General features: G+C 70.9%; 14 protein-coding genes and 1 pseudogene. 10 read left to right on the forward strand and 5 right to left on the reverse strand.

The features are described from left to right. Window positions 1–86: 86 nt before the first annotated feature. The 7 genes from HMPREF9710_RS21935 to HMPREF9710_RS21965 all read left to right on the forward strand — a co-directional run bounded on the left by HMPREF9710_RS21935 (window position 87) and on the right by HMPREF9710_RS21965 (window position 9,489). A complete protein-coding gene (locus HMPREF9710_RS21935) occupies window positions 87–1,394 on the forward strand; it encodes a hypothetical protein (RefSeq protein WP_005670036.1) in 1,308 nt (435 codons plus the stop codon). Beyond that, window positions 1,391–1,951 (forward strand): hypothetical protein, encoded by a 561-nt coding sequence (locus HMPREF9710_RS21940; protein WP_229409909.1) that lies wholly within the window; start codon window positions 1,391–1,393, stop codon window positions 1,949–1,951. The genes HMPREF9710_RS21935 and HMPREF9710_RS21940 overlap by 4 nt, the downstream gene beginning before the upstream one ends. A gap of 25 nt (window positions 1,952–1,976) precedes the next feature. Next, the gene (locus HMPREF9710_RS21945; RefSeq protein WP_081589987.1) at window positions 1,977–3,083 is read left to right on the forward strand and encodes a hypothetical protein; all 1,107 of its coding nucleotides are present in this window, start codon (window positions 1,977–1,979) and stop codon (window positions 3,081–3,083) included. Then, window positions 3,080–4,090 carry a hypothetical protein gene (locus HMPREF9710_RS21950; RefSeq protein WP_005670041.1) on the forward strand — a complete coding sequence of 337 codons (1,011 nt, stop codon included), beginning with the start codon at window positions 3,080–3,082 and terminating at the stop codon, window positions 4,088–4,090. The genes HMPREF9710_RS21945 and HMPREF9710_RS21950 overlap by 4 nt, the downstream gene beginning before the upstream one ends. A gap of 145 nt (window positions 4,091–4,235) precedes the next feature. Next, window positions 4,236–6,290: a coiled-coil domain-containing protein gene (locus tag HMPREF9710_RS21955; protein ID WP_005670043.1), complete on the forward strand. Its 2,055-nt coding sequence runs from the start codon at window positions 4,236–4,238 to the stop codon at window positions 6,288–6,290. Between the two features lie 10 nt (window positions 6,291–6,300). Next, window positions 6,301–8,553: an SUMF1/EgtB/PvdO family nonheme iron enzyme gene (locus tag HMPREF9710_RS21960; protein ID WP_005670045.1), complete on the forward strand. Its 2,253-nt coding sequence runs from the start codon at window positions 6,301–6,303 to the stop codon at window positions 8,551–8,553. A gap of 45 nt (window positions 8,554–8,598) precedes the next feature. Continuing rightward, complete coding sequence (locus HMPREF9710_RS21965) at window positions 8,599–9,489, forward strand: pirin family protein (RefSeq protein ID WP_005670046.1); 891 nt, start codon at window positions 8,599–8,601, stop codon at window positions 9,487–9,489. Window positions 9,490–9,724: 235 nt separating this feature from the next. On the opposite strand, the gene HMPREF9710_RS21970 is transcribed toward HMPREF9710_RS21965, so the two are convergent. The 3 genes from HMPREF9710_RS21970 to HMPREF9710_RS21980 all read right to left on the reverse strand — a co-directional run bounded on the left by HMPREF9710_RS21970 (window position 9,725) and on the right by HMPREF9710_RS21980 (window position 13,697). After that, a complete protein-coding gene (locus tag HMPREF9710_RS21970; RefSeq protein ID WP_005670049.1) occupies window positions 9,725–11,269 on the reverse strand; it encodes an FHA domain-containing protein in 1,545 nt (514 codons plus the stop codon). Window positions 11,270–11,385: 116 nt separating this feature from the next. Next, entirely contained in the window at window positions 11,386–12,369 is a 984-nt protein-coding gene (locus HMPREF9710_RS21975) for a PP2C family protein-serine/threonine phosphatase (protein WP_005670051.1), read from the reverse strand. 62 nt (window positions 12,370–12,431) lie between these two features. Beyond that, window positions 12,432–13,697, reverse strand: a complete 1,266-nt coding sequence (locus HMPREF9710_RS21980; protein WP_005670055.1) for an MFS transporter — start codon at window positions 13,695–13,697, stop codon at window positions 12,432–12,434. 108 nt (window positions 13,698–13,805) lie between these two features. On the opposite strand from HMPREF9710_RS21980, the gene HMPREF9710_RS21985 reads away from it, so the two are divergent. The 3 genes from HMPREF9710_RS21985 to HMPREF9710_RS26740 all read left to right on the forward strand — a co-directional run bounded on the left by HMPREF9710_RS21985 (window position 13,806) and on the right by HMPREF9710_RS26740 (window position 15,961). Continuing rightward, the gene (locus HMPREF9710_RS21985; RefSeq protein WP_005670057.1) at window positions 13,806–14,291 is read left to right on the forward strand and encodes a GNAT family N-acetyltransferase; all 486 of its coding nucleotides are present in this window, start codon (window positions 13,806–13,808) and stop codon (window positions 14,289–14,291) included. Window positions 14,292–14,410: 119 nt separating this feature from the next. Continuing rightward, entirely contained in the window at window positions 14,411–15,133 is a 723-nt protein-coding gene (locus HMPREF9710_RS21990; protein ID WP_005670058.1) for a MarC family protein, read from the forward strand. Between the two features lie 45 nt (window positions 15,134–15,178). After that, on the forward strand, window positions 15,179–15,961 hold the full coding sequence (locus HMPREF9710_RS26740; protein ID WP_005670059.1) for a hypothetical protein: 783 nt from the start codon (window positions 15,179–15,181) through the stop codon (window positions 15,959–15,961). On the opposite strand, the gene HMPREF9710_RS22005 is transcribed toward HMPREF9710_RS26740, so the two are convergent. Together HMPREF9710_RS22005 and HMPREF9710_RS22010 are read right to left on the reverse strand one after the other, a co-directional pair. Then, entirely contained in the window at window positions 15,962–16,432 is a 471-nt protein-coding gene (locus tag HMPREF9710_RS22005; RefSeq protein ID WP_005670060.1) for an SH3 domain-containing protein, read from the reverse strand. Between the two features lie 8 nt (window positions 16,433–16,440). After that, a pseudogene (locus HMPREF9710_RS22010) lies at window positions 16,441–17,258 on the reverse strand (hypothetical protein); the annotation flags it as partial.

The raw sequence follows: 17,258 nt of genomic DNA on the forward strand, positions 1-17,258 counted from the left end.
TTCTGCGCGCCTCAAGGCCGTGTTTGTATGGCATCATCTATTTCAATCCGCAAAAAATGCGGGGCGAAACAGAGGATGGGGTAGGTATGCGTTTGCCGGGAACCCGGTATCAGGAGCACGGTTGGGAGCAGGTCCGCAAGCTGCTGGGACACTGCTCCCTGCAGGCGTGCGCCCGGATCAAGCCGGCCACCTTGCTCGACCCCGATCCTGAACAGTCGCTCGGCGCCTATGTCGACGCGGTCGCCCAGGCCCTGCATGCGGCCGGCGTGCGCACACAGGCGCACGGCAACAGCTATGGCGACACCTGCGGCGAGCTGGCGCTGACCCTGGTCTACGAACTGCAGGCGCGCCCGGCCGACTGGGCCGCGCTGTGCGCGGCGGTGGCGGCCGAGCATGCGCGCATCGGCGCGTTCTGGAACGCAGCCGGCGGCGAGGCGCTGCTGCGCAAGAAATTCAACGACCTGTATGCCGTCCTGCGCGACAAGGTCGACAGCGACAATTACCAGGCCGCCTGCGGCCGTCCATGCAGCCCGAACCGCATGTATGCCTACCGCATGCTCGATACCGCCTGGCACGAGGTCGCGCGCCTGTTCGAGCTCTGGCGCGAGCACGCGCCGCAAGTCGGCGCCATCCTGGGACGCGAGGTCGTGGCGATGCCGATCGAAGCGCGCCAGTTGCGCACGAGCGGCGACTGCAAGCCCGAATGGATCATGCGCTGGAGCGAAAGCCTCGCGTTGCATACCGGCGCGCCGGGCCCGTTGCACACCAGGTCCAAGCGCTTCGCCAGCCTCAAGAACAGTCCTGACAAGATCGGCGCCATGCTGCGCGAGATCGGCGAATACGAGCTGCTGTCGGCCAACCGCGACCAGGATTGGCTGCACGACGCGAGCCAGGCCCATGCCTGGCTGGACGACTACTGGCGTGTGCTGGATGAATCGGAACGGGGAAGCACGCCCGGCCCCGACCTGATCCTGGAGGCGCGGCAGGACGAGCTGGACGCCAGCGTCGGCGCCGAACCCGAGGCCGCGATCGATGGCGATCCGCTCGAGGCGCGCGAAGCCGCACGCCTGGCGCTGGTCGCCCAACAGGTTTCACTCCCCCCCAACTATTCCTTGCTGGCGGCGCTGGCCGAGGACCGCGCCAGCTGGGCGGCGCGCCGGATGGCGCATGACTCCCTGCCGGTGCGGCTGGCGGTGTATCTCAAGCTGCTCGGCCCATTCGACGACAGCTATCCGTCCGAATGGCTGGATCCGCAGACCGGCGAGTTGCCGACGATGCAGCAGCTGGCCGGGCTGGACGGGATCTCGCTGCCGACCCTGCGCAAGCGGCGCGACGCCGCGATTGCGCGCCTGAACGAGATGGCGGGAATGGAGGAGGAAAGACGATGGGCATGACGGAACTGGATCGCAAGCTGCAGGCCGGCGCCTTGCTGGGACGCCGGGTGGAAGGCGACCGCCTGGTGCTGGCCGACGCGGTGCTGGCGCAGGCGCTGGACGGCAGCCGACCCCTGACGGCGGGCGAACGCGCCGCGCTGCAAGCCTCGCCGCTGACCTTGCGCCGCCTGCGCCACCTGGCGGACAGCCGGCGCACGCAGGCGCAACCCGGCAACTGGCGCGGCAGCCGCGGCCTGTTGCGGGCCGCCGACAGCGGCAATGCCCTGGACCTGCTGCGCACCGACGACGGCATGTGGCGCCTGCACTTCGTCGAGGCCGCAGGCAGCCTGGCCGTGGTCGTCCAGCTCGACCCGGAAGCGGCGGGGGCGGCCGGGGTGATGGCGGCGCGGCCGGCGATCCAGGTGCGCGATGGCCGCGGCGCCCTGGTACTGGAAGGACAACTCGATGCCGACGGCGAGTGCGAAGGCCGGTGGCCTTTCGCGGCGTCGCCCGCGGCGCATTTTCAGCAGCATGGAGCACGCTTCGAGGTCATCCCCGGCGTGAATCCAGTCACATAGTAGTTCGGACATACCCGGAAGGACGATGATGCTAGGTTCGCTGTTCAAGAGTACATTGCAGAACACGCTGCGGCCGCTGCGGCAACCGGAATTCGACGCGACGCGCCTCGGCAGCGCGGCGATCGCGCTGCCGGCGCCGAATGGCCTCACCGTCCCGCCGGGCTGCGCCGCCGTACTGGTCGACCGGGGTGGACGCAGCCGGCGCCAGGCGGCCGGCAGCCGCATCGCCGCCATCGAGGGTGAAACCGCATGGTGCGTCCATCCCGGCCCCTATGCCTGCGAGCTCGTGCCGTTCGCCGGCGCGCCCGAGATCGGCCTGCGGGTGCACTTCGCGATCGACGCCAGCGACCCGCGCGCCACGCACCAGCGCTTCGACCTGTTCCTGGCCAGCGAGGCCGGCTGCATGGTCGAGTTGACAGGATTCGTCGAACTGGCGCAGACCGCGCTGCAGCGCGAGCTGGCCCAGGGCAACCTGGAGCTGCCTCCCTGCACGACCCTGGAAGAGTGGAATGCCTTCCGCACCGGTTTCAACCAGTTGATGTATACCCGTTTCGGCGTGACGGTCGACGATTGCGTGCCGGTCGACCTGGGCGCCGCGCGCGATTATGCGGCCACGCTCGACGCGCGCCTGGCCGCGCGGCTCGATGCAGTCCATCCGTCCGCCGCGGCCAGGGAAGAGTTGGCGGCTGCGCCGGCGCCGCAGCAAGCGTTCGTTCCCGCCTGCGAGGATGCGCGCGCGCTGCGCCGCCTGTTCCTGGAGCTTCCGTGCCTGATGTGCGCGGTGCGCATGGCGGTGATGCCGGCCGACCAGGGACGCTTCCGCCAGCATCAGGAACTGCTGCGCCGGCTCGACCTGGTCAGCCTGGCGGTCGGCACCATGCCGGCCCTGGAACTGGCGGCCCCCGGCCAGCCGCTGGCGCAGGAAGAGCAGTTGCGGCGCGCGCGCCACAGCCGGCGCGCCGCCGCCGCGCTCGACGAGGCATGGGCGCTGTTGGCGCGCCTGAAGGTGGCCGGCGAAGGCCCGCTCGACGCCCTGTTCGACGAGGCCGACCGCATCGTGGCCAATCTCGAGACCGAGGCCGGCGCGCGGCGCGCCGTCACGGCGCGCGACGTGGAGCTGGAGGAGGCATGAGCGCAAGCGCAGACGCGAACGCGGTCCAGTGCCGCAGCATCGCCGCCGACGGCGGCATGCTGACGATCACCGCCACGCGCCGCCCGCGCGCCGGGCGCGCCGACGTCAAGTGCAGCGTGCCGGGCGCGCCCGCCGTGGCCGAGCGCATGCAGCAGGTGGTGCGCCTGGCGCGTCACACCGAGCCGCGCTTCGACAGCCGCGACCAGGTGGTGCTGAGCCTGGACCGGGCGCCGGCCGACGGGGACCGCGACTGGGAACTGGCGGCGGTGCTGGCCGACCGCGTCGTGCGCGACGTCTTTGCGCCGGGGCGCGAGGTCGTGGCCAACGGCTGGTCGGACGCCTGGCACCTGGGCCGGATCGACGGCCGCAGGCTGGCCGGCGCCCCGGACGGCGTGCTGCTGGGCGGCGCCGACGCCCTGGCGCACCTGGGCGCGCTGAACGGCCAGCCCGATCCTGGCGCCGGGATCTCGAGCGCGCGCGCCTGGTTCCCGCTGCACAGCGGCGGCGAACACGATGGCCTGGGCTGGGTCGAGGTCAGCGTGCGGCCGCTGGCCAGGGCCGGACGCGACGACGATGATCCGGTCAGCGTGCCTGACATGGACGCGGTGCGCCAGGCCCAGGTGGCGGCGGTGCTGGCCGGATCGCGCCACTTCGACGGCCGCGGCCAGGGCCAGTGGCGCACCACGGTGCGTTTCGGCGAGCCGCGCTTTTCGGGCGACTCTTACCAGCTGGCGCTGGTGATGGCCGACCGCATGGCGCGCGGCCGCGAATTCCTGGCGCGCGGCCGGGTGATCGCCACCGGCAGCTCCAGCGCCTGGCATGCGGGACGGGTCGAGGCGGTCGAGGCGCTGGCGCCGAAATGCGCGCTGATCGCGCGCGAGGCCGGCCCGGGCGACCGCGTCCTGCTGCCGAAGGAGTGGGAAACCGCCCTGCCGCAGGGCTTGCGCGAAGCCCTGCGCGCGCGCGGCGCCAGCCTGGCCTGCGTCGAGCGGATCGGGATCATCTAGCAGGCGTGTTGATTTGTTTGACCGGATCGCACCCTGCGCACGGGAGCGATCCGTGCCGCAGGCATGGCCCTGCTAAAATCCAATGGTTGGACCGGCAGGTTTGCTTTGGTAGTGACAAGAAGTACAGGACAGAACGGAGTCGGATATGTTGCAGATGTTCGCAGTAAAAAGCGCCGCTTGCCCGCGCTGCGAGTGCAAGAACGCGCCTGAGGCGCGCTATTGCGCCGGCTGCGGCGTGATCCTGGGCGCGCCGCGCAACAAGCCGGTGCTGGTCGAGAACCGCTGGGTGCCCGGCCCCGACGAACTGGCCGTGTTCTTCGGCGTGCGTGAACTCTCCGGCCTGTTCGTCAAGACGCTGCGCGTGCCGGCCACGGCGCGCGGCTTCATCCTGCAAGGCGACAAGGCCACCGAGGTGCCGCAGGGCGAATACGAGATCGAAGGCTTCTTCACCCGCCTGAACCACCTGCTGCGCGACCAGCACGCCGAGATCCTCGTCACGCGCACCGGCGCGCTGGCGGTGCCGTTCGAGTTCGACGACATCCCGACCTGCGAACATCTCGACGTCGCCCTGCGCTTCTCGGTGAGTGTCAGGATCGAGAACGTGCCGGCCTTCGCGCGCCACTTCATGACCATGCCGGGCACGATCGGCGCTGCCGAACTGCGTGAGCTGCTGTCGCATCCGGTGCGCCAGCTCGCGCTCGAGTTCATCGGCGCGCGCTCGATCCGCGAACTGGCGGCCAATGGACAGTTGCGCGAGCAGCTCGACCAGCGCCTGCAGGGCGGCCTCAAGACGCTCCTGGCCGGCTACGGCCTGGCGGTGACGGCGGTCGAGACCTTCGAACTGCGCCACGACAAATACGACGCCAACCGGGCCCGCATCGGCAGCCTGTGGCTGGCGGCCGACGACAAGCACGTGCAGCTCGCGCACAGCCGCCACCTGGACGAACTGTACACGGCCGAGGAATGGCAGCGCATCAAGCGCAGCGAAGAAGAAGGGCGGCTGCGGCTGCGGCGCGCCGAGCTGCGCCAGGATGACGCCATCGCGCGCGCCGAACTTTCCTTGCAGGGCGCCGACCGCGCGCATGGCGTGCGGGCGCGCCAGATCGAACTATACGGCCGCATCCTCGAGGCAGGGTCGCGCAAGCAGGCGCTGGCCAATGGCGCGGCCGAGGTGTTGGCCGAACTCGAGCACGAGATGGCGCACAAGAACGCGCAGCGCGCCGACGAGGCGGCCGAGTGGCGGCACCTGCGGGCGCTGGCCGGCGTGCGCATGCGCGCCGAGATCGCGAGCGCGCAGCAAGAAGCCACCCAGGCGCGCCAGCTGGCGCAGCAGCGCTTTTCCCAGCAACTGCTGCAACAGCAGATCCGCAACAAGATCGAGCAGGCGCGCCAGATCGAGGACGCGGCGCGCCAGCGCGCCGAGCTCGTACGGCTGCGCGCGAGCGAAGAAGAAGCGGCGCGGCGCCTGCGCGACATCGACGAGGCCGGGCACGAGGCCACGTTCCAGTCCCTGAAGCTGGCCAATGAAGCGCGCCGGCGCGAGGCCGAGCGGGCGCAGGAATGGGAAGACGAACAGGCGCGCCAGCGCATCGAAAGCGTGCGCCGGGGCGCCGGCCGCGCCGATGCCCAGGCCCAGCACGAAAAGCTGCTGCGCACGATCGAGGCCGACGCCACGCATGCGCGGCGGATGCAGGACGTCACCCTGGAAGCCGACGAGCGCCGCGCCGGCATCGGTGAGGCGGCGCGCGCGGCCGACCGCGCCCACGAACTCGAACTGGCGCGGCTGGCGATGGCGCGTGCCGAAGCGCTGGGCGCGATGGACGACACCGCCAAGCTGGCGCTCAGCGAGGCGCCGAATGCGGCCGTGCTGGCCGACTACCTGAAAACGCGCGTGCATGCGACCATGGATGGCGACCAGTTGACGGCGCTGGCCGGCGTGGCCGGCGCCGGCAAGGTCGACGCGGCGCTGGCCGACGCCCGGGTGGCCGCCGAACAGGCGCGGCGCGAGCTCGAGGTCGACAAGGACCGGCGCCACCAGCTCGACCTGCTGGCCATGCAGAACGACGTGAACAAGGCGGCGCTGACCTCGCAGGCGGCGCTGGCCGCCGGCATCGCAGGCGCGCGCCAGTGCGTCCACGGCCACCCGGCCGGGCGCGACGACCGCTTCTGCGCCGCTTGCGGAGCGACGCTGCCGGCGTGATCCAATAGCAATGCAGACTGCCATCGACAAGATCCGCGAACTACGCGCGCTGCACGAAGACGGCCTGTTGAGCCGTCAGGAGTTCGACCAGCGCAAGAACGCGATCCTGGACGCGGCCTATACGCCGGCCGAGCGCGCCGGCGCCGAACCCCAGGCGCCCGGCACGCAAATTGGTCCCGCGCCCGATGATTTCACGACGCGTCCGGGCACCGAAATCGGCCTGATGGCGGGCCAGGAAATCGGCCCGCAGACCCGCCGCTACCGGCTCGAGCGCCTGATCGCCCACGGCGGCATGGGCCAGGTGTGGCAGGCGACCGACCTCGCCACCCACGCCGAACTGGGACACAGCGCCCAGGTCGCGCTCAAGATCCTGCCGCCGCACCTGACCCAGGCCGCGAGCCATGCGAAACTCCTGATCCAGGAAGCCACGCGCGCACGCCGCCTGGCGCACGAGCACATCGTGCGCGTCTACGAATGGGCCCAGGATCCGGCCACGTCCAGTTACTTCATCATCATGGAGTACCTGGAAGGCGAAGACCTGGACGCCGTGCTGGCCCGGGAGTCGCGCCTGCCTTTGGCCCGCGTGCTGGCGCTGCTCGACCCGGTGGCCGACGCCCTCGACTACGCCTGGGGCAAGCACCGCCTGGTCCACCGCGACATCAAGCCGGGCAATGTGTTCGTCACGCGCAAGGGCGAAGTCAAGCTGCTCGACTTCGGCATCGCCGCGCGCGCCCGCGCCAGCGGCGCCATGTCGCCGCTCGATGCGCCGGCGACGTCCGGCACCGCCGGCTACCGCGCGCCCGAGGCGGCGCTCGAGGGGCGGGTGCCGGAGCCGACGCTCGACGTGTATGCGGTGGCGGTGATGATCCACCAGCTCCTGACCGGCGTGTTGCCCGGCGCACCGGGCGGGCAGGTGCCCGAGACGCTCGGCGCGCGCCAGTGGGACGTGCTGCGCGCCGGCTTCGCCGCCGATCCGGCGCGGCGTCTGGCCACGGTGCACGCGCTGCTGGACGCGATCCGCGCCGCGGCCGGCCCCTCTGCCGAGGAACTGGCCGCGCAGGAGGCGGCGCGCCGCGTCGAAGAAGAGCGGCAAGCGCGCGAACTGGCGGCGCGCCGCAAGGTCGAGGCGCAAGCCGCCGCGGCGGCCCAGGCCCAGCTGGACGAGCAGCGTCGCATCCAGCTGCGCGAACAGCAGCGGCGCGAACGGGCCGCGGCCGAAGAGGCGCGGCTGGCGCGCAAGGAAACACTGCGCCAGCAACTGCTGGCCAAGCGCGACGAAGAGGTGGCGAAGGCGCAGGCGGCCAAGGAGGAAGCCGCGCGCAAGCTGGCCCAGGCCAAGGCCGCGGCGGCGTATATCGCGCAGCAGAAGAAGGCGCGCGCGGCCGAGCAGGAGGCGTCCGTGCAGCCCGCGCCGGCTCAACCGGCGCCGGCGCCCCTGCCGGCGCTGGACCCCGGCGGCATCCTGCGCGACCCGTTCGTCGACGGCAGCGGCGCCGGCCCGGCCATGGTCCTGATCGAGACCGGCCGCTTCGAGATGGGCTCGCCGGAACACGAACGCCGCATCGCGATGGCGGCCGGCTCGCAAAAGAACTGGATCGCGCGCGAGACCCCGCAGCATTGGGTCGGCATCGAGCGCGCGTTCGCCATGGGCCGCTATCCGGTGACGGTCGGCGAGTGGCGCGCCTTCGTGCAGGCCAGCGGCTGGGAACAGCATGGCGACGTCAATTGGGAATCCCCGGGTTTCCCGCAGACCGATATGCATCCGGTGGTCGGCGTGACCTGGTTCGACGCGCTGCAGTACGTGGCCTGGCTGGGCGAGGCGACGGGCAAGCGCTACCGCCTGCCGAGCGAAGCCGAATGGGAATACGCCTGCCGCGCCGGCAGCAAGACCGCGTTCAATGTCGGCGACACGATCTCGACCCTGCAAGCCAACTTCGACGGCAGCTTCACCTATAACGGCGGCCCGCGCGGCGAGTTCCGGCACGGCACTACGCCGGTGGACCTGTTCGCGCCGAATGCCTGGGGCCTGCACGATATGCACGGCAACGTCTGGGAATGGGTGCAGGACGTGGTGCACGACAACTACGAAGGCGCCCCGATCGACGGCAGCGCCTGGGAACTGGGCGGCGACCAGGTGCGCCGCATCCTGCGCGGCGGCTCCTGGCTGTACAACCCGCGCTACCTGCGCTCGGCGCTGCGCAACGGCTTCTCGGCCGTGCTGTCGAACGATATCGTCGGCTTTCGGGTGGTGCGCGAATTGTAGCTCTGGTGTACAGTCGGGCATTGCCTTCTCGCCCAGGAGTCCGCCATGACCATCGCACACCTCTTCAAATCGCACGACAAGGACCTGGGCGGCGGCTTCACCGTGCGCCGCATCCTGCCGGCCGCGGCGCGCCAGTCGGTGGGTCCCTTCCTGTTCTTCGACCATATGGGGCCGGTGGAGGCCGAGCCCGGCGCGCGCCATGACGTGCGCCCGCACCCGCATATCGGCCTGGCTACCGTGACCTATCTGTTCGAGGGCGCGATCATGCACCGCGACAGCCTGGGCACCGAGCAGCGCATCGAGCCGGGCGCGATCAACTGGATGACGGCCGGCAGCGGCATCGTGCATTCCGAGCGCACGCCCGAAGACCTGCTCGGGCGCAAGCGCCGCACCCACGGCCTGCAATTGTGGGCCGCGCTGCCGCGCGAACACGAGGAAGCGCCGGCCGCGTTCAGCCACACGCCGGCCGACCGGATTCCCGAGGTGCAGCTCGACGGCGCCAGGGTGCGGGTGCTGGTCGGCACGGCGCTGGGCCGGACCTCGCCGGTGCCGACCTTCGCCGACACGTTGTATCTCGACGTGCACCTCGACGCCGGCGCCGCCATCGAGCTCGACCGCCTGCCGGATGAGGCCGCGCTGTACGCGCCGATCGGCGCCATCGAGATCGACGGCGAAGCGGTCGCCGCCAACACGATGGCCATGCTCGAGCCGGGCGCGGCGGTGCGGGTGAGTTCGCGCGAGGGCGCGCGCTTCGTCGTGATCGGCGGCGAGCCGCTGGACGGCAAGCGCTTCATCTTCTGGAATTTTGTCTCGACCAGCCGCGAGCGCATCGAGCAGGCGGCCCATGACTGGGAAGCGGACCGCTTCGTGGCGGTGCCCGGAGAAACGGAACGCATTCCGCTGCCGCCTTTGCCGGCGGCCTGGCGCCACGACTGACTTGCCGCGCGGCTAACTGGCGCGGGAGCGCCGCGGCCAGGCGTAAGCTGGCGTCACGCCGTTGTCTTGATGCGGTGGTCTTGATGTGGAGGTGATGCCATGAAGATACCCGAACACTTGCGGGCGCCTGTGATCGTGTTCGCCCTGCAGGCGGCGCTGCTGGCGGGCACGGCGCTGGTCTTCCTGATCCTGATTCCGCCGCACGGCTGAGCGCTCGTCCGCGAGGACGGCCGGTTCAGGCGTCGAGTGCGGCGCCAAGCGCGTGGTGGTGGCGTTCGCCGCCGCCACGGTGGCCGCCGTGCGCCTCGGGATAAGCCTGCGCCACGAAGCGCGCCGCGATGCCCGGGCCGGCCTGCTGCAGGCGGCCCAGCTGGGCCTGCGGCGCCAGCGGGGTCTCGCGTCCGCTGTCGCGGTCGCGCTGCCAGAAGCCGCCGTCGCGATGGAACAGCAGCGGCAGCGCGGCGGCGCGCGGCATGCTGGACCCCTGCTGGTGCCTGCTTGCAGACGGCAGGCAGTCCGGCGCCATCAGGTAGAAGCATTCGGCGCGTGCGCCGGCGTCGAGCCGGTGCAGCACCACCGCGTGCGCCATCAAGGCCGTCACCTCGAGCGTGACGATGCCCTTGATGCTGGCCGTCAGTTCGATCCGCATGCCGAGCCGCAGCTGCACCGGCATGTGCTTGCCGGGCCAGACGCCGTCCAGCAGCAGGCCGTAGCGCGACACGTCCTCGATCTCGAAGCCGTGGCGGCTGCGGCGGATGACGGCGTGCCGTCCCGACAGGCGGCGCGTCAGGCCGCCGAGATCGGCGCCGGTGTCGCCGTGGTGGGCCAGCAGCAGGTCGGCCTCGGGGGCGATGCTCTCGAAGCGGCCCAGCACGCACTCGTCGAGCGCGAACAGGCGCACGTGGCGCTGGGTGGCCGAGTCGGCCTCGGCGTGCACCAGGCAGGCCTTGGCGCCGGGGCAAGGATGCAGCGCCGCCTCGACCGGCATGTCGATCTCGATCAGGTCTTCGTCCCAGGCGATGGTCGACATGCCGAGGTCGATCTTGCCGCTGCCGCCGTCCAGGTCGAGCTGGGCGATCGAGGCGTTACGCGCGCTGACGTCGATGTCGATGCGTCCGCCGCCCGGCGCATGCACGCGGGCGATGCCGGCGTCGTCGGCCGTCACGCGCACGTTCTTGTGGGTGGCGAGGAAGGTCTGGTGGATCTCGCCCAGGCTCGCGTCCTGGCGCGGCACGAGGATGACGGGCGAGCAGGTCCAGGTGCGGTTCGACTCCGGCGCCTGGCGATGATGGCTGTGCAGCTCGATTTCGATGCGGTACTGGCCGTGTTCCAGGCCGCGCGAGGAAAACTCGAGGAACAGCGGGCGCCAGTCGCCGCGCGAGGTGCGCTGGAAGGCATAGCTTTCGCCGCCGTGCAGGCGCAGGGCCGAGCGCACCAGCATGCGCACTTCGGGCGCGCAATCCATCGGCATGCCGCGCAGCTCGAGGCGGATCGCCTGGCGCCCGCCGGCGGCGCGCGGGTCGAAACCGCTGATGTGCAGCTGCGGGCGTTGCGGGTTGGCCCGGGGGACGGTCGGCGCCGGCCCGATGTCGGTCGGGCGCCGGCTGCGCAGGGCGGTGATGGCGTCGAAACTCGACGGCAGGCCGACTGCCGGCGCAGCGGCCAGTGGCGCTGGCTGCGTGTCGACCTCGGGCTGGGCATGCCCGTGCGCGCACATGGCGTCGCCGGGCATGACCCAGACGGTGCAGTGCGGATGCTCGGGATTGCGGCAGCGGTTCATGTCAGGGCGACAAGTTAAATAATGGTCGAAATCAATATTGCAAGCTTACGCTGTTTTTGAACCGTACGGCGCACCAAGTTCGTTGATTAACAACATTATTTTCTTAAAGCATGAGATCAGTTGGTGGCGTTGGTGGGGGCTTCCACCGGCAATACGGTTTCGTCCGCATGGCGGGCCAGCGGTCGCACGACCAGCGCGGTCAGATTGTCGGGCTGCAGGCCGGCAGGTGGATCGTTTTCCAACATGGCGAACAGGCGCTCGACCAGGGTGACCGCATCCGGGTCGCCCTGCATCAGCTTGGGCCAGCCGGCCACGAAACCGTCCGGCTGGGCGCACGACCAGAACCCATCGGTGGCCAGCAGGTAAGCGGCGCCGGGCCGCAGGGGCAGCGCGCGGCGGTCGGCCAGGTGGGCGAGCCAGCAAGGCAAAATGTCCTGGGTCAGGGCGAACAGGGGATCGGACAGGCGCGTCGGGTCGGCGAAGGCATTGCCGAGGATGACCGCCTGGGCGATCTGCGGCGCATGGCGCCCGTGCACCTGGCGCCACCAGTCGGCTTCGTCGAGGCGGCCGGCGAGGGCGGCCACGGTGGCCGGCACGTGGTCGACGGTGAGGGGCGTGGCGTGCGCCGCGTCGAGTTCGTACAGGCGCGAGTCGCCCACATGGTACAGCAGCGGCGCGCCGTTGGCCCGCAGTTCGAGCAGGGTCAGCGTGGTGCCGGGCCGTCCGGCGCCGCTGGCGCCCTGGGCGAAGCGCGCCTGCAGGCCGGCGTGGATGGCGTCCAGGCGCTCGCTCAGTTCTTCCGGCGTGGCGCAGGCCGGCATCGCCAGCAACGCCGCCGCCAGCGCCTCGGCCGCCTCGCGGCCATGGCCGTGCCCGCCCATGCCGTCCAGCACCGCCAGCCGGCCGTGCCCGGCCGGCCAGCCGTCCACGGTGAGGCAACAGGGCTGCTGGTCTTGCAGGCGGCAGGCGCGGCCGTCGAAATCGATGACGACGAAATTGTCCTGGTTCTCGGCGCGGGTGGACGGGCCGCAACCGATGCGGCTCGCGACCGCGACGTCGAAGCAGGGAGCGAAACGGAAATCGGCGAGCGTGACTGGCATTGGCAGAATGATCAGGATAATACCGCCACTTTACACGCTCGCGGGACGGATGAAAGCCACGATCAGATCGGATGTTTCCTGCCGCCCGTCAGCAAGACCAGGGCGTTGATGACCACGCAGGCGCCGGCGGCGGCGAACGCGGCGCGCACGCCCCAGGCGTCGGCGACCAGTCCCCACACCACGCTGCCGGCCGCATAGCCGCCGGACATCACGAACAGGTAGATCGACAGGGTGCGCGCGCGCACCTCGGGCGGGAAGGACAGCTGGGCCGCCGCGTTCAGGGTCGAGACGGTGGCGGACCACGCCATGCCGCCGCACACGATCAGGGGCGCCAGCAGGGCCAGCGAGCGGGTATGCGGCATGGCCAGCAGCATGGCGCCGTAGACCAGCAGCGCGCCGGCCAGCAGCCCGGTGCGGTCGACCCGGGCCCGCACCTGCGGCAGGAAGAAGGCCGCGGCCACCGCGCCGCCGCCCAGGCAGCCCATCAGGGTGCCATACACGCCGGCGCGCATGTGCAACACGTCGCGCACGAACACCGGCAGCAGGCTGGCAAAGGCGATGGTGGCGAAGAAGACCGAACACACATTGCGCAGGATGCGGCGATAGCGCGGGCAGCCGAAGGCGGTGGCGAAGCCCAGGCGCAGGCGCGCGCCGAAGCCTTCGCGCGCGCGCGGCTGCGGTGCGCCCTCGCGCCACCAGTGCCAGTAGACCGCCAGCAGGCCGATGAAGGACACCGCGTTGGCCAGGAACAGGGCGCCCGGCCCGATCCAGCCGAACAGCAGGCCGCCCAGCGCCGGGCCGAGGATGGCGGACAGGTTGTACGACAGGTTGTTGAGCGTGGCGGCGGCTTCGACCTCGTCGGGCTCGACCAGGCCGGACAGCGCCGCCTGCCAGGCCGGCCAGATGAAGGCGGTGCCGATGCCGAGGCAAAAGCTGATCGCCAGCACGGGTCCGCTGGATACCTTGCCGCTCCAGACCAGCACGGCCATCGCGCCGGCGCACATGGCATTGAACAGGTTACAGAAGAACAGGAACTTGGGCCGGTGCACGGCGTCGGCCAGCACCCCGGCAAGCAGGGCGAACAGGAACACCGGCACATAGGTGGCGGTCTGCACCAGCGAAGTGATCGAGGCCGACTGCGACAGCGAGGCCACCAGCCAGGCCGCGGCGAAGGTCTGGACCCAGGTGCCGAGGTTCGACACCAGGTTGGCGAGCCAGATGCGGCGGTAGCGGGCATGGCGCAGCGGCTGCGTCAGGGGCACCTTGCGGCGTCTGGGAACCGTGCCGGCGGCAGGGGAAAATAAGGCGAAGAAGCTGGCTTTCGGCATGGTCGAACCATGGTAGGACGGGGCCGGCTCGCTCGTCAATGAAATTGCATTATGGAAAATCAACGCTGTGGTATGTTTACGCTCCACGCAACACTGTCAATACACGCCATGGACATCAGGCCGCTGGTCGACACCGATATTCCGCTGCTCGTTCCCGCCATCGCCGCCCAGCTGCGCGAGCTGGCGCTGGAATTCATCGTGCACGAATCGACGCGCGAGGGCGCCGCGACTTTCCTGGCCGAGAACGACCAGATGGGCGTGCGTAAATTCCTGGCGCTGGGGCATGTCTACCACGTGGCGCTGGACAATGGACAGCTTGCCGGCTTTATCGCGATCCGCGACAACAGCCATTTGTTCCACCTGTTCGTCGGCAAGCGCTGGCAGGGACGGGGCCTGGCGCGCAAGCTGTGGAACGTGGCGCGGGCGGCCGCCATCGCGCGCGGCGGCGACGGCAACTTCACGGTCAACTCGTCGAATCATGCGGTGCCGGCGTACGAGGCGTTCGGCTTCGTGCGGGTGGCGCCGACCCAGTGCGTCAAGGGCTTGTACTTCAATCCGATGCGGCTGGGGTGGGCGGACGACGGCCACGGTTGAGCGCTGGTCAGCGGTGTGCCCGCGACGCCAGGGCATGATGTACAGTGGCGGTCCGGGCCTGGGGCCCGGCCCGCCAGCGGCAATCGTCGACCGCCGGCCGGGCTTCAATACGCTATTTCATGACCATCGAGTTGATACTGGCCGCGGCCAGGAGTTTTCTGTTCGTCCTGGTGACGATGCTGCCGATCCTGAATCCGGCCGCCACCGCACCGATCTTCCTGAGCATGACCGAAGGCGCGTCGCCCGCGACCCGCGCGCTGCTGGCGCGCCGCATCGCGCGCAATATGTTCTGGCTGATGACGGGATCGATGCTGGTCGGCTCGTATGTGCTCGACTTCTTCGGCATCTCGTTGCCCATCGTGCGCGTCGGCGGTGGCCTGATCCTCGCCTCGGTGGCCTGGCGCCTGCTGGGAGCCACGCCTTCCACGCTGGACAGCCGGACCGCGCTGGCCGAGGCCTATACGCAAGACCATGCCTACCGCCAGGCCTTCTATCCGTTGACGTTTCCGATCAGCTGCGGCCCGGCATCGATCGCGGTGGCGATCACGGTGGGCGTCGCGCTGCACGACGCGCAGATCGTGTTCTCGCTGGCGCGCATGGGCGGCGCCTTGCTGGCGCTGGCGGTCATCGGCGTGCTGCTGTATCTCGCGTTCCGCTATGGCGAACACCTGCTGCGGCTGATCGGCGAAGCCGGCACCGCGGTGTTCCTGCGCCTGACCGCGTTCATCCTGCTGTGCCTTGGCGTGCAGATCGTCTGGGACGGCCTGCGCGAGCTGCTGCTCGAGGTGATGTCGGTGCCGATGCACATGGCGGCGGTCGGGGCATTCGCCGGCGCTGGATAGAATTGGTGAGCATGCGTGCTGGCTGGCTCGCTATACTGCTGGCCTATGTCCAGTATCTTTCCAGCGTACGCGCCGACGACCGGCACGCGCAATGATCGCCTCGCCGGCATCGGCGTCACCCTGGCGGTCCACCTGGTCCTGATCCTGGCCTGGCAGATGGCCGGCAAGTTGCCTTCGACGGCGCAGGAAGGGAGCGACGAGGCGATGCAGTGGCTGATGCTACCCACGCTGCCCACGCTGCCCACGCTGCCCACGCTGCCCACGCTGCCGCCGCGCGCCGAGCCGGCTGCGCCAGAACCGGTGAAGGAAGTGCTGCCTGCGCCCGCAGCCGCTCCGTCGCGGCCAGGTCGGAGCATTCCCGCCCCGGTGTCGCCGGCGGCGCCGGTGGAGGAGGCGCCATCGGCAGCGCCGGCGCCGACGGCGGCGGACGAGCAGCCCGCCGCGCCGCCAGGCGCCGCGGAGATCCTGGCCAATGCGCGGCGCAGCGTCGGCGAGATCGACCGCGCCCTGCGCAAGGAAAACAAGCCCCTGATCGTCCTGCCGCCGGATAGCCCGCAGATCCGCATGCGCGAAGGCATGGAACACGCGCGCGCGATGGCGCCGCCGCGGCTGTGGGAAGCGCCCAAGGTCGAGGAACTGGTGAACAACACCGGCGACGGCGCGCGCCGCACCCGGGTGATCACCGGCAGGCGCACCTATTGCGTCACCAACCGGGCCCCGACCACCAATGTGGAGATGATCGAGATGCACGGCCGCCAACGCTTCACCAACTGCCCCAGCGACGAAGAGCCGCCCAAGCAGCAGGTCTGGCGCACCGCGCGCGACTGATCAAGAACCGGTGACACGGCCCTCGTCGGCTCGCCGCAGCCACAGGCTGCTGGCCCAGCCCTCGACCGCCTCGCCGTCGACCGTCGCCCGCACCTGCCACCAGTCGCCGTCGCGGCGCCCGGTCGCTTCGACGCGCGCGCCCGCCGGCACCACCAGCAAGCGCTCGGCCCCGACGCCACCTGCCACCCGCAGGTTGAGCGCATCGTGCACGCGGTAGCGGGCGCCGGCGACCGGCACGTCGGTGCCTGCGGCCTGCTGGGCCTGGGCCACCCGCACGGGTTGCGGCGCGGGTGCGGGCGTCCCGAACATGGCCAGCAACAGCGTCCCGCCGGCCGCGGTGCCGACGCCCAGCACGCCGAGCGCGCGCGCGTTCGGCCGCCGCCACCAGGCGCGCGGGGTCAGCCGGGCGCACAGGCACAGGGTCAGCGCCAACGCCAGCGCGTAGGCGGCCGCTTGAGTCCAGGTGACCATCGCGGTCCTCAGGCGTCGAAGCGCAGCACGTAGTGTCCGGCCACCAGGTGATGGCCGGGCGGGATCACATAAGGCTGCTCCTGGGTCGCCGCCTCGATCTGGGCCACCAGCGCCAGCTGCTCGTCCAGGTGGTACAGCGCCTGGGTGGGCGACAGGCGCGCGATGCGCAAGCCGTCGCTGGAAGCTTCCCAGCTGAAGGCGTTGCGCGACAGGCCGAGGCGGTCGGCGCTGGCGGCCGGGGCGCCGTCGCCCTGGCGCACGAATTGGGGCGTGTCGAGCACGCGCAGCGCGCCCAGCGACGGCATGCCGCGCCCGAAGGTCAGGCGCGTGCCCGACGCCGCCGGCTGCGACGGACCGTCCGGCAGCACCAGCAGCGCGCTGTAGCGCTCGGCCAGTTGCTGCTGGACCGCCAGCAGGCGGATGCTGGCGTTGTCGAGCGGCGCGAATTGCGACGGCACGGCGATGCGCTGGCGGCCGGCCGGGGTGATCGCGTGCAGCTCGTCGGCATCGTCGACCGCGAAGCGGATGACGCTGTCCTTGCCCGGCGCGCTGGGCAGCAACTGGGCGTTCAGGCCGACCTCGAGCGCCTGGGCGCCGGTCTCGCGGTAGCGGCTCAGGCGTGGCAGGGCCAGCGCGGCCAGCGTGATGCGGTGGCGCGCGACCGGGGCGTAGGTGGCGTCGAGCTCCGTCGGCGGCGCCGGCCTGGCCGCCGGGCTCGAAGCGGCAAGCGGCATCGCGGTCAGGTCCGCCGCCGGCGGCGTGGCGCTGCGCGACTTCCACACCGCCGGGCTGCGCTGCGGCTGCGCGCTCGGCATGACCGGCGCGG

This window comes from Massilia timonae CCUG 45783 (genome assembly GCF_000315425.1).
Taxonomy (GTDB): domain Bacteria; phylum Pseudomonadota; class Gammaproteobacteria; order Burkholderiales; family Burkholderiaceae_D; genus Telluria; species Telluria timonae.

Excerpts from the sequence above, each read along its gene's own strand:
- HMPREF9710_RS21975 (WP_005670051.1), bottom strand. The coding sequence starts at position 12,369 with ATGCCAGTCACGCTCGCCGATTTCCGTTTCGCTCCCTGCTTCGACGTC.
- HMPREF9710_RS21935 (WP_005670036.1), top strand. The coding sequence starts at position 87 with ATGCGTTTGCCGGGAACCCGGTATCAGGAGCACGGTTGGGAGCAGGTC.
- HMPREF9710_RS21950 (WP_005670041.1), top strand. The coding sequence starts at position 3,080 with ATGAGCGCAAGCGCAGACGCGAACGCGGTCCAGTGCCGCAGCATCGCC.
- HMPREF9710_RS21960 (WP_005670045.1), top strand. The coding sequence starts at position 6,301 with ATGCAGACTGCCATCGACAAGATCCGCGAACTACGCGCGCTGCACGAA.
- HMPREF9710_RS21970 (WP_005670049.1), bottom strand. The coding sequence starts at position 11,269 with ATGAACCGCTGCCGCAATCCCGAGCATCCGCACTGCACCGTCTGGGTC.
- HMPREF9710_RS21945 (WP_081589987.1), top strand. The coding sequence starts at position 1,977 with ATGATGCTAGGTTCGCTGTTCAAGAGTACATTGCAGAACACGCTGCGG.
- HMPREF9710_RS26740 (WP_005670059.1), top strand. The coding sequence starts at position 15,179 with ATGTCCAGTATCTTTCCAGCGTACGCGCCGACGACCGGCACGCGCAAT.
- HMPREF9710_RS21990 (WP_005670058.1), top strand. The coding sequence starts at position 14,411 with ATGACCATCGAGTTGATACTGGCCGCGGCCAGGAGTTTTCTGTTCGTC.
- HMPREF9710_RS21965 (WP_005670046.1), top strand. The coding sequence starts at position 8,599 with ATGACCATCGCACACCTCTTCAAATCGCACGACAAGGACCTGGGCGGC.
- HMPREF9710_RS21980 (WP_005670055.1), bottom strand. The coding sequence starts at position 13,697 with ATGCCGAAAGCCAGCTTCTTCGCCTTATTTTCCCCTGCCGCCGGCACG.
- HMPREF9710_RS21955 (WP_005670043.1), top strand. The coding sequence starts at position 4,236 with ATGTTGCAGATGTTCGCAGTAAAAAGCGCCGCTTGCCCGCGCTGCGAG.
- HMPREF9710_RS22005 (WP_005670060.1), bottom strand. The coding sequence starts at position 16,432 with ATGGTCACCTGGACTCAAGCGGCCGCCTACGCGCTGGCGTTGGCGCTG.
- HMPREF9710_RS21985 (WP_005670057.1), top strand. The coding sequence starts at position 13,806 with ATGGACATCAGGCCGCTGGTCGACACCGATATTCCGCTGCTCGTTCCC.
- HMPREF9710_RS21940 (WP_229409909.1), top strand. The coding sequence starts at position 1,391 with ATGACGGAACTGGATCGCAAGCTGCAGGCCGGCGCCTTGCTGGGACGC.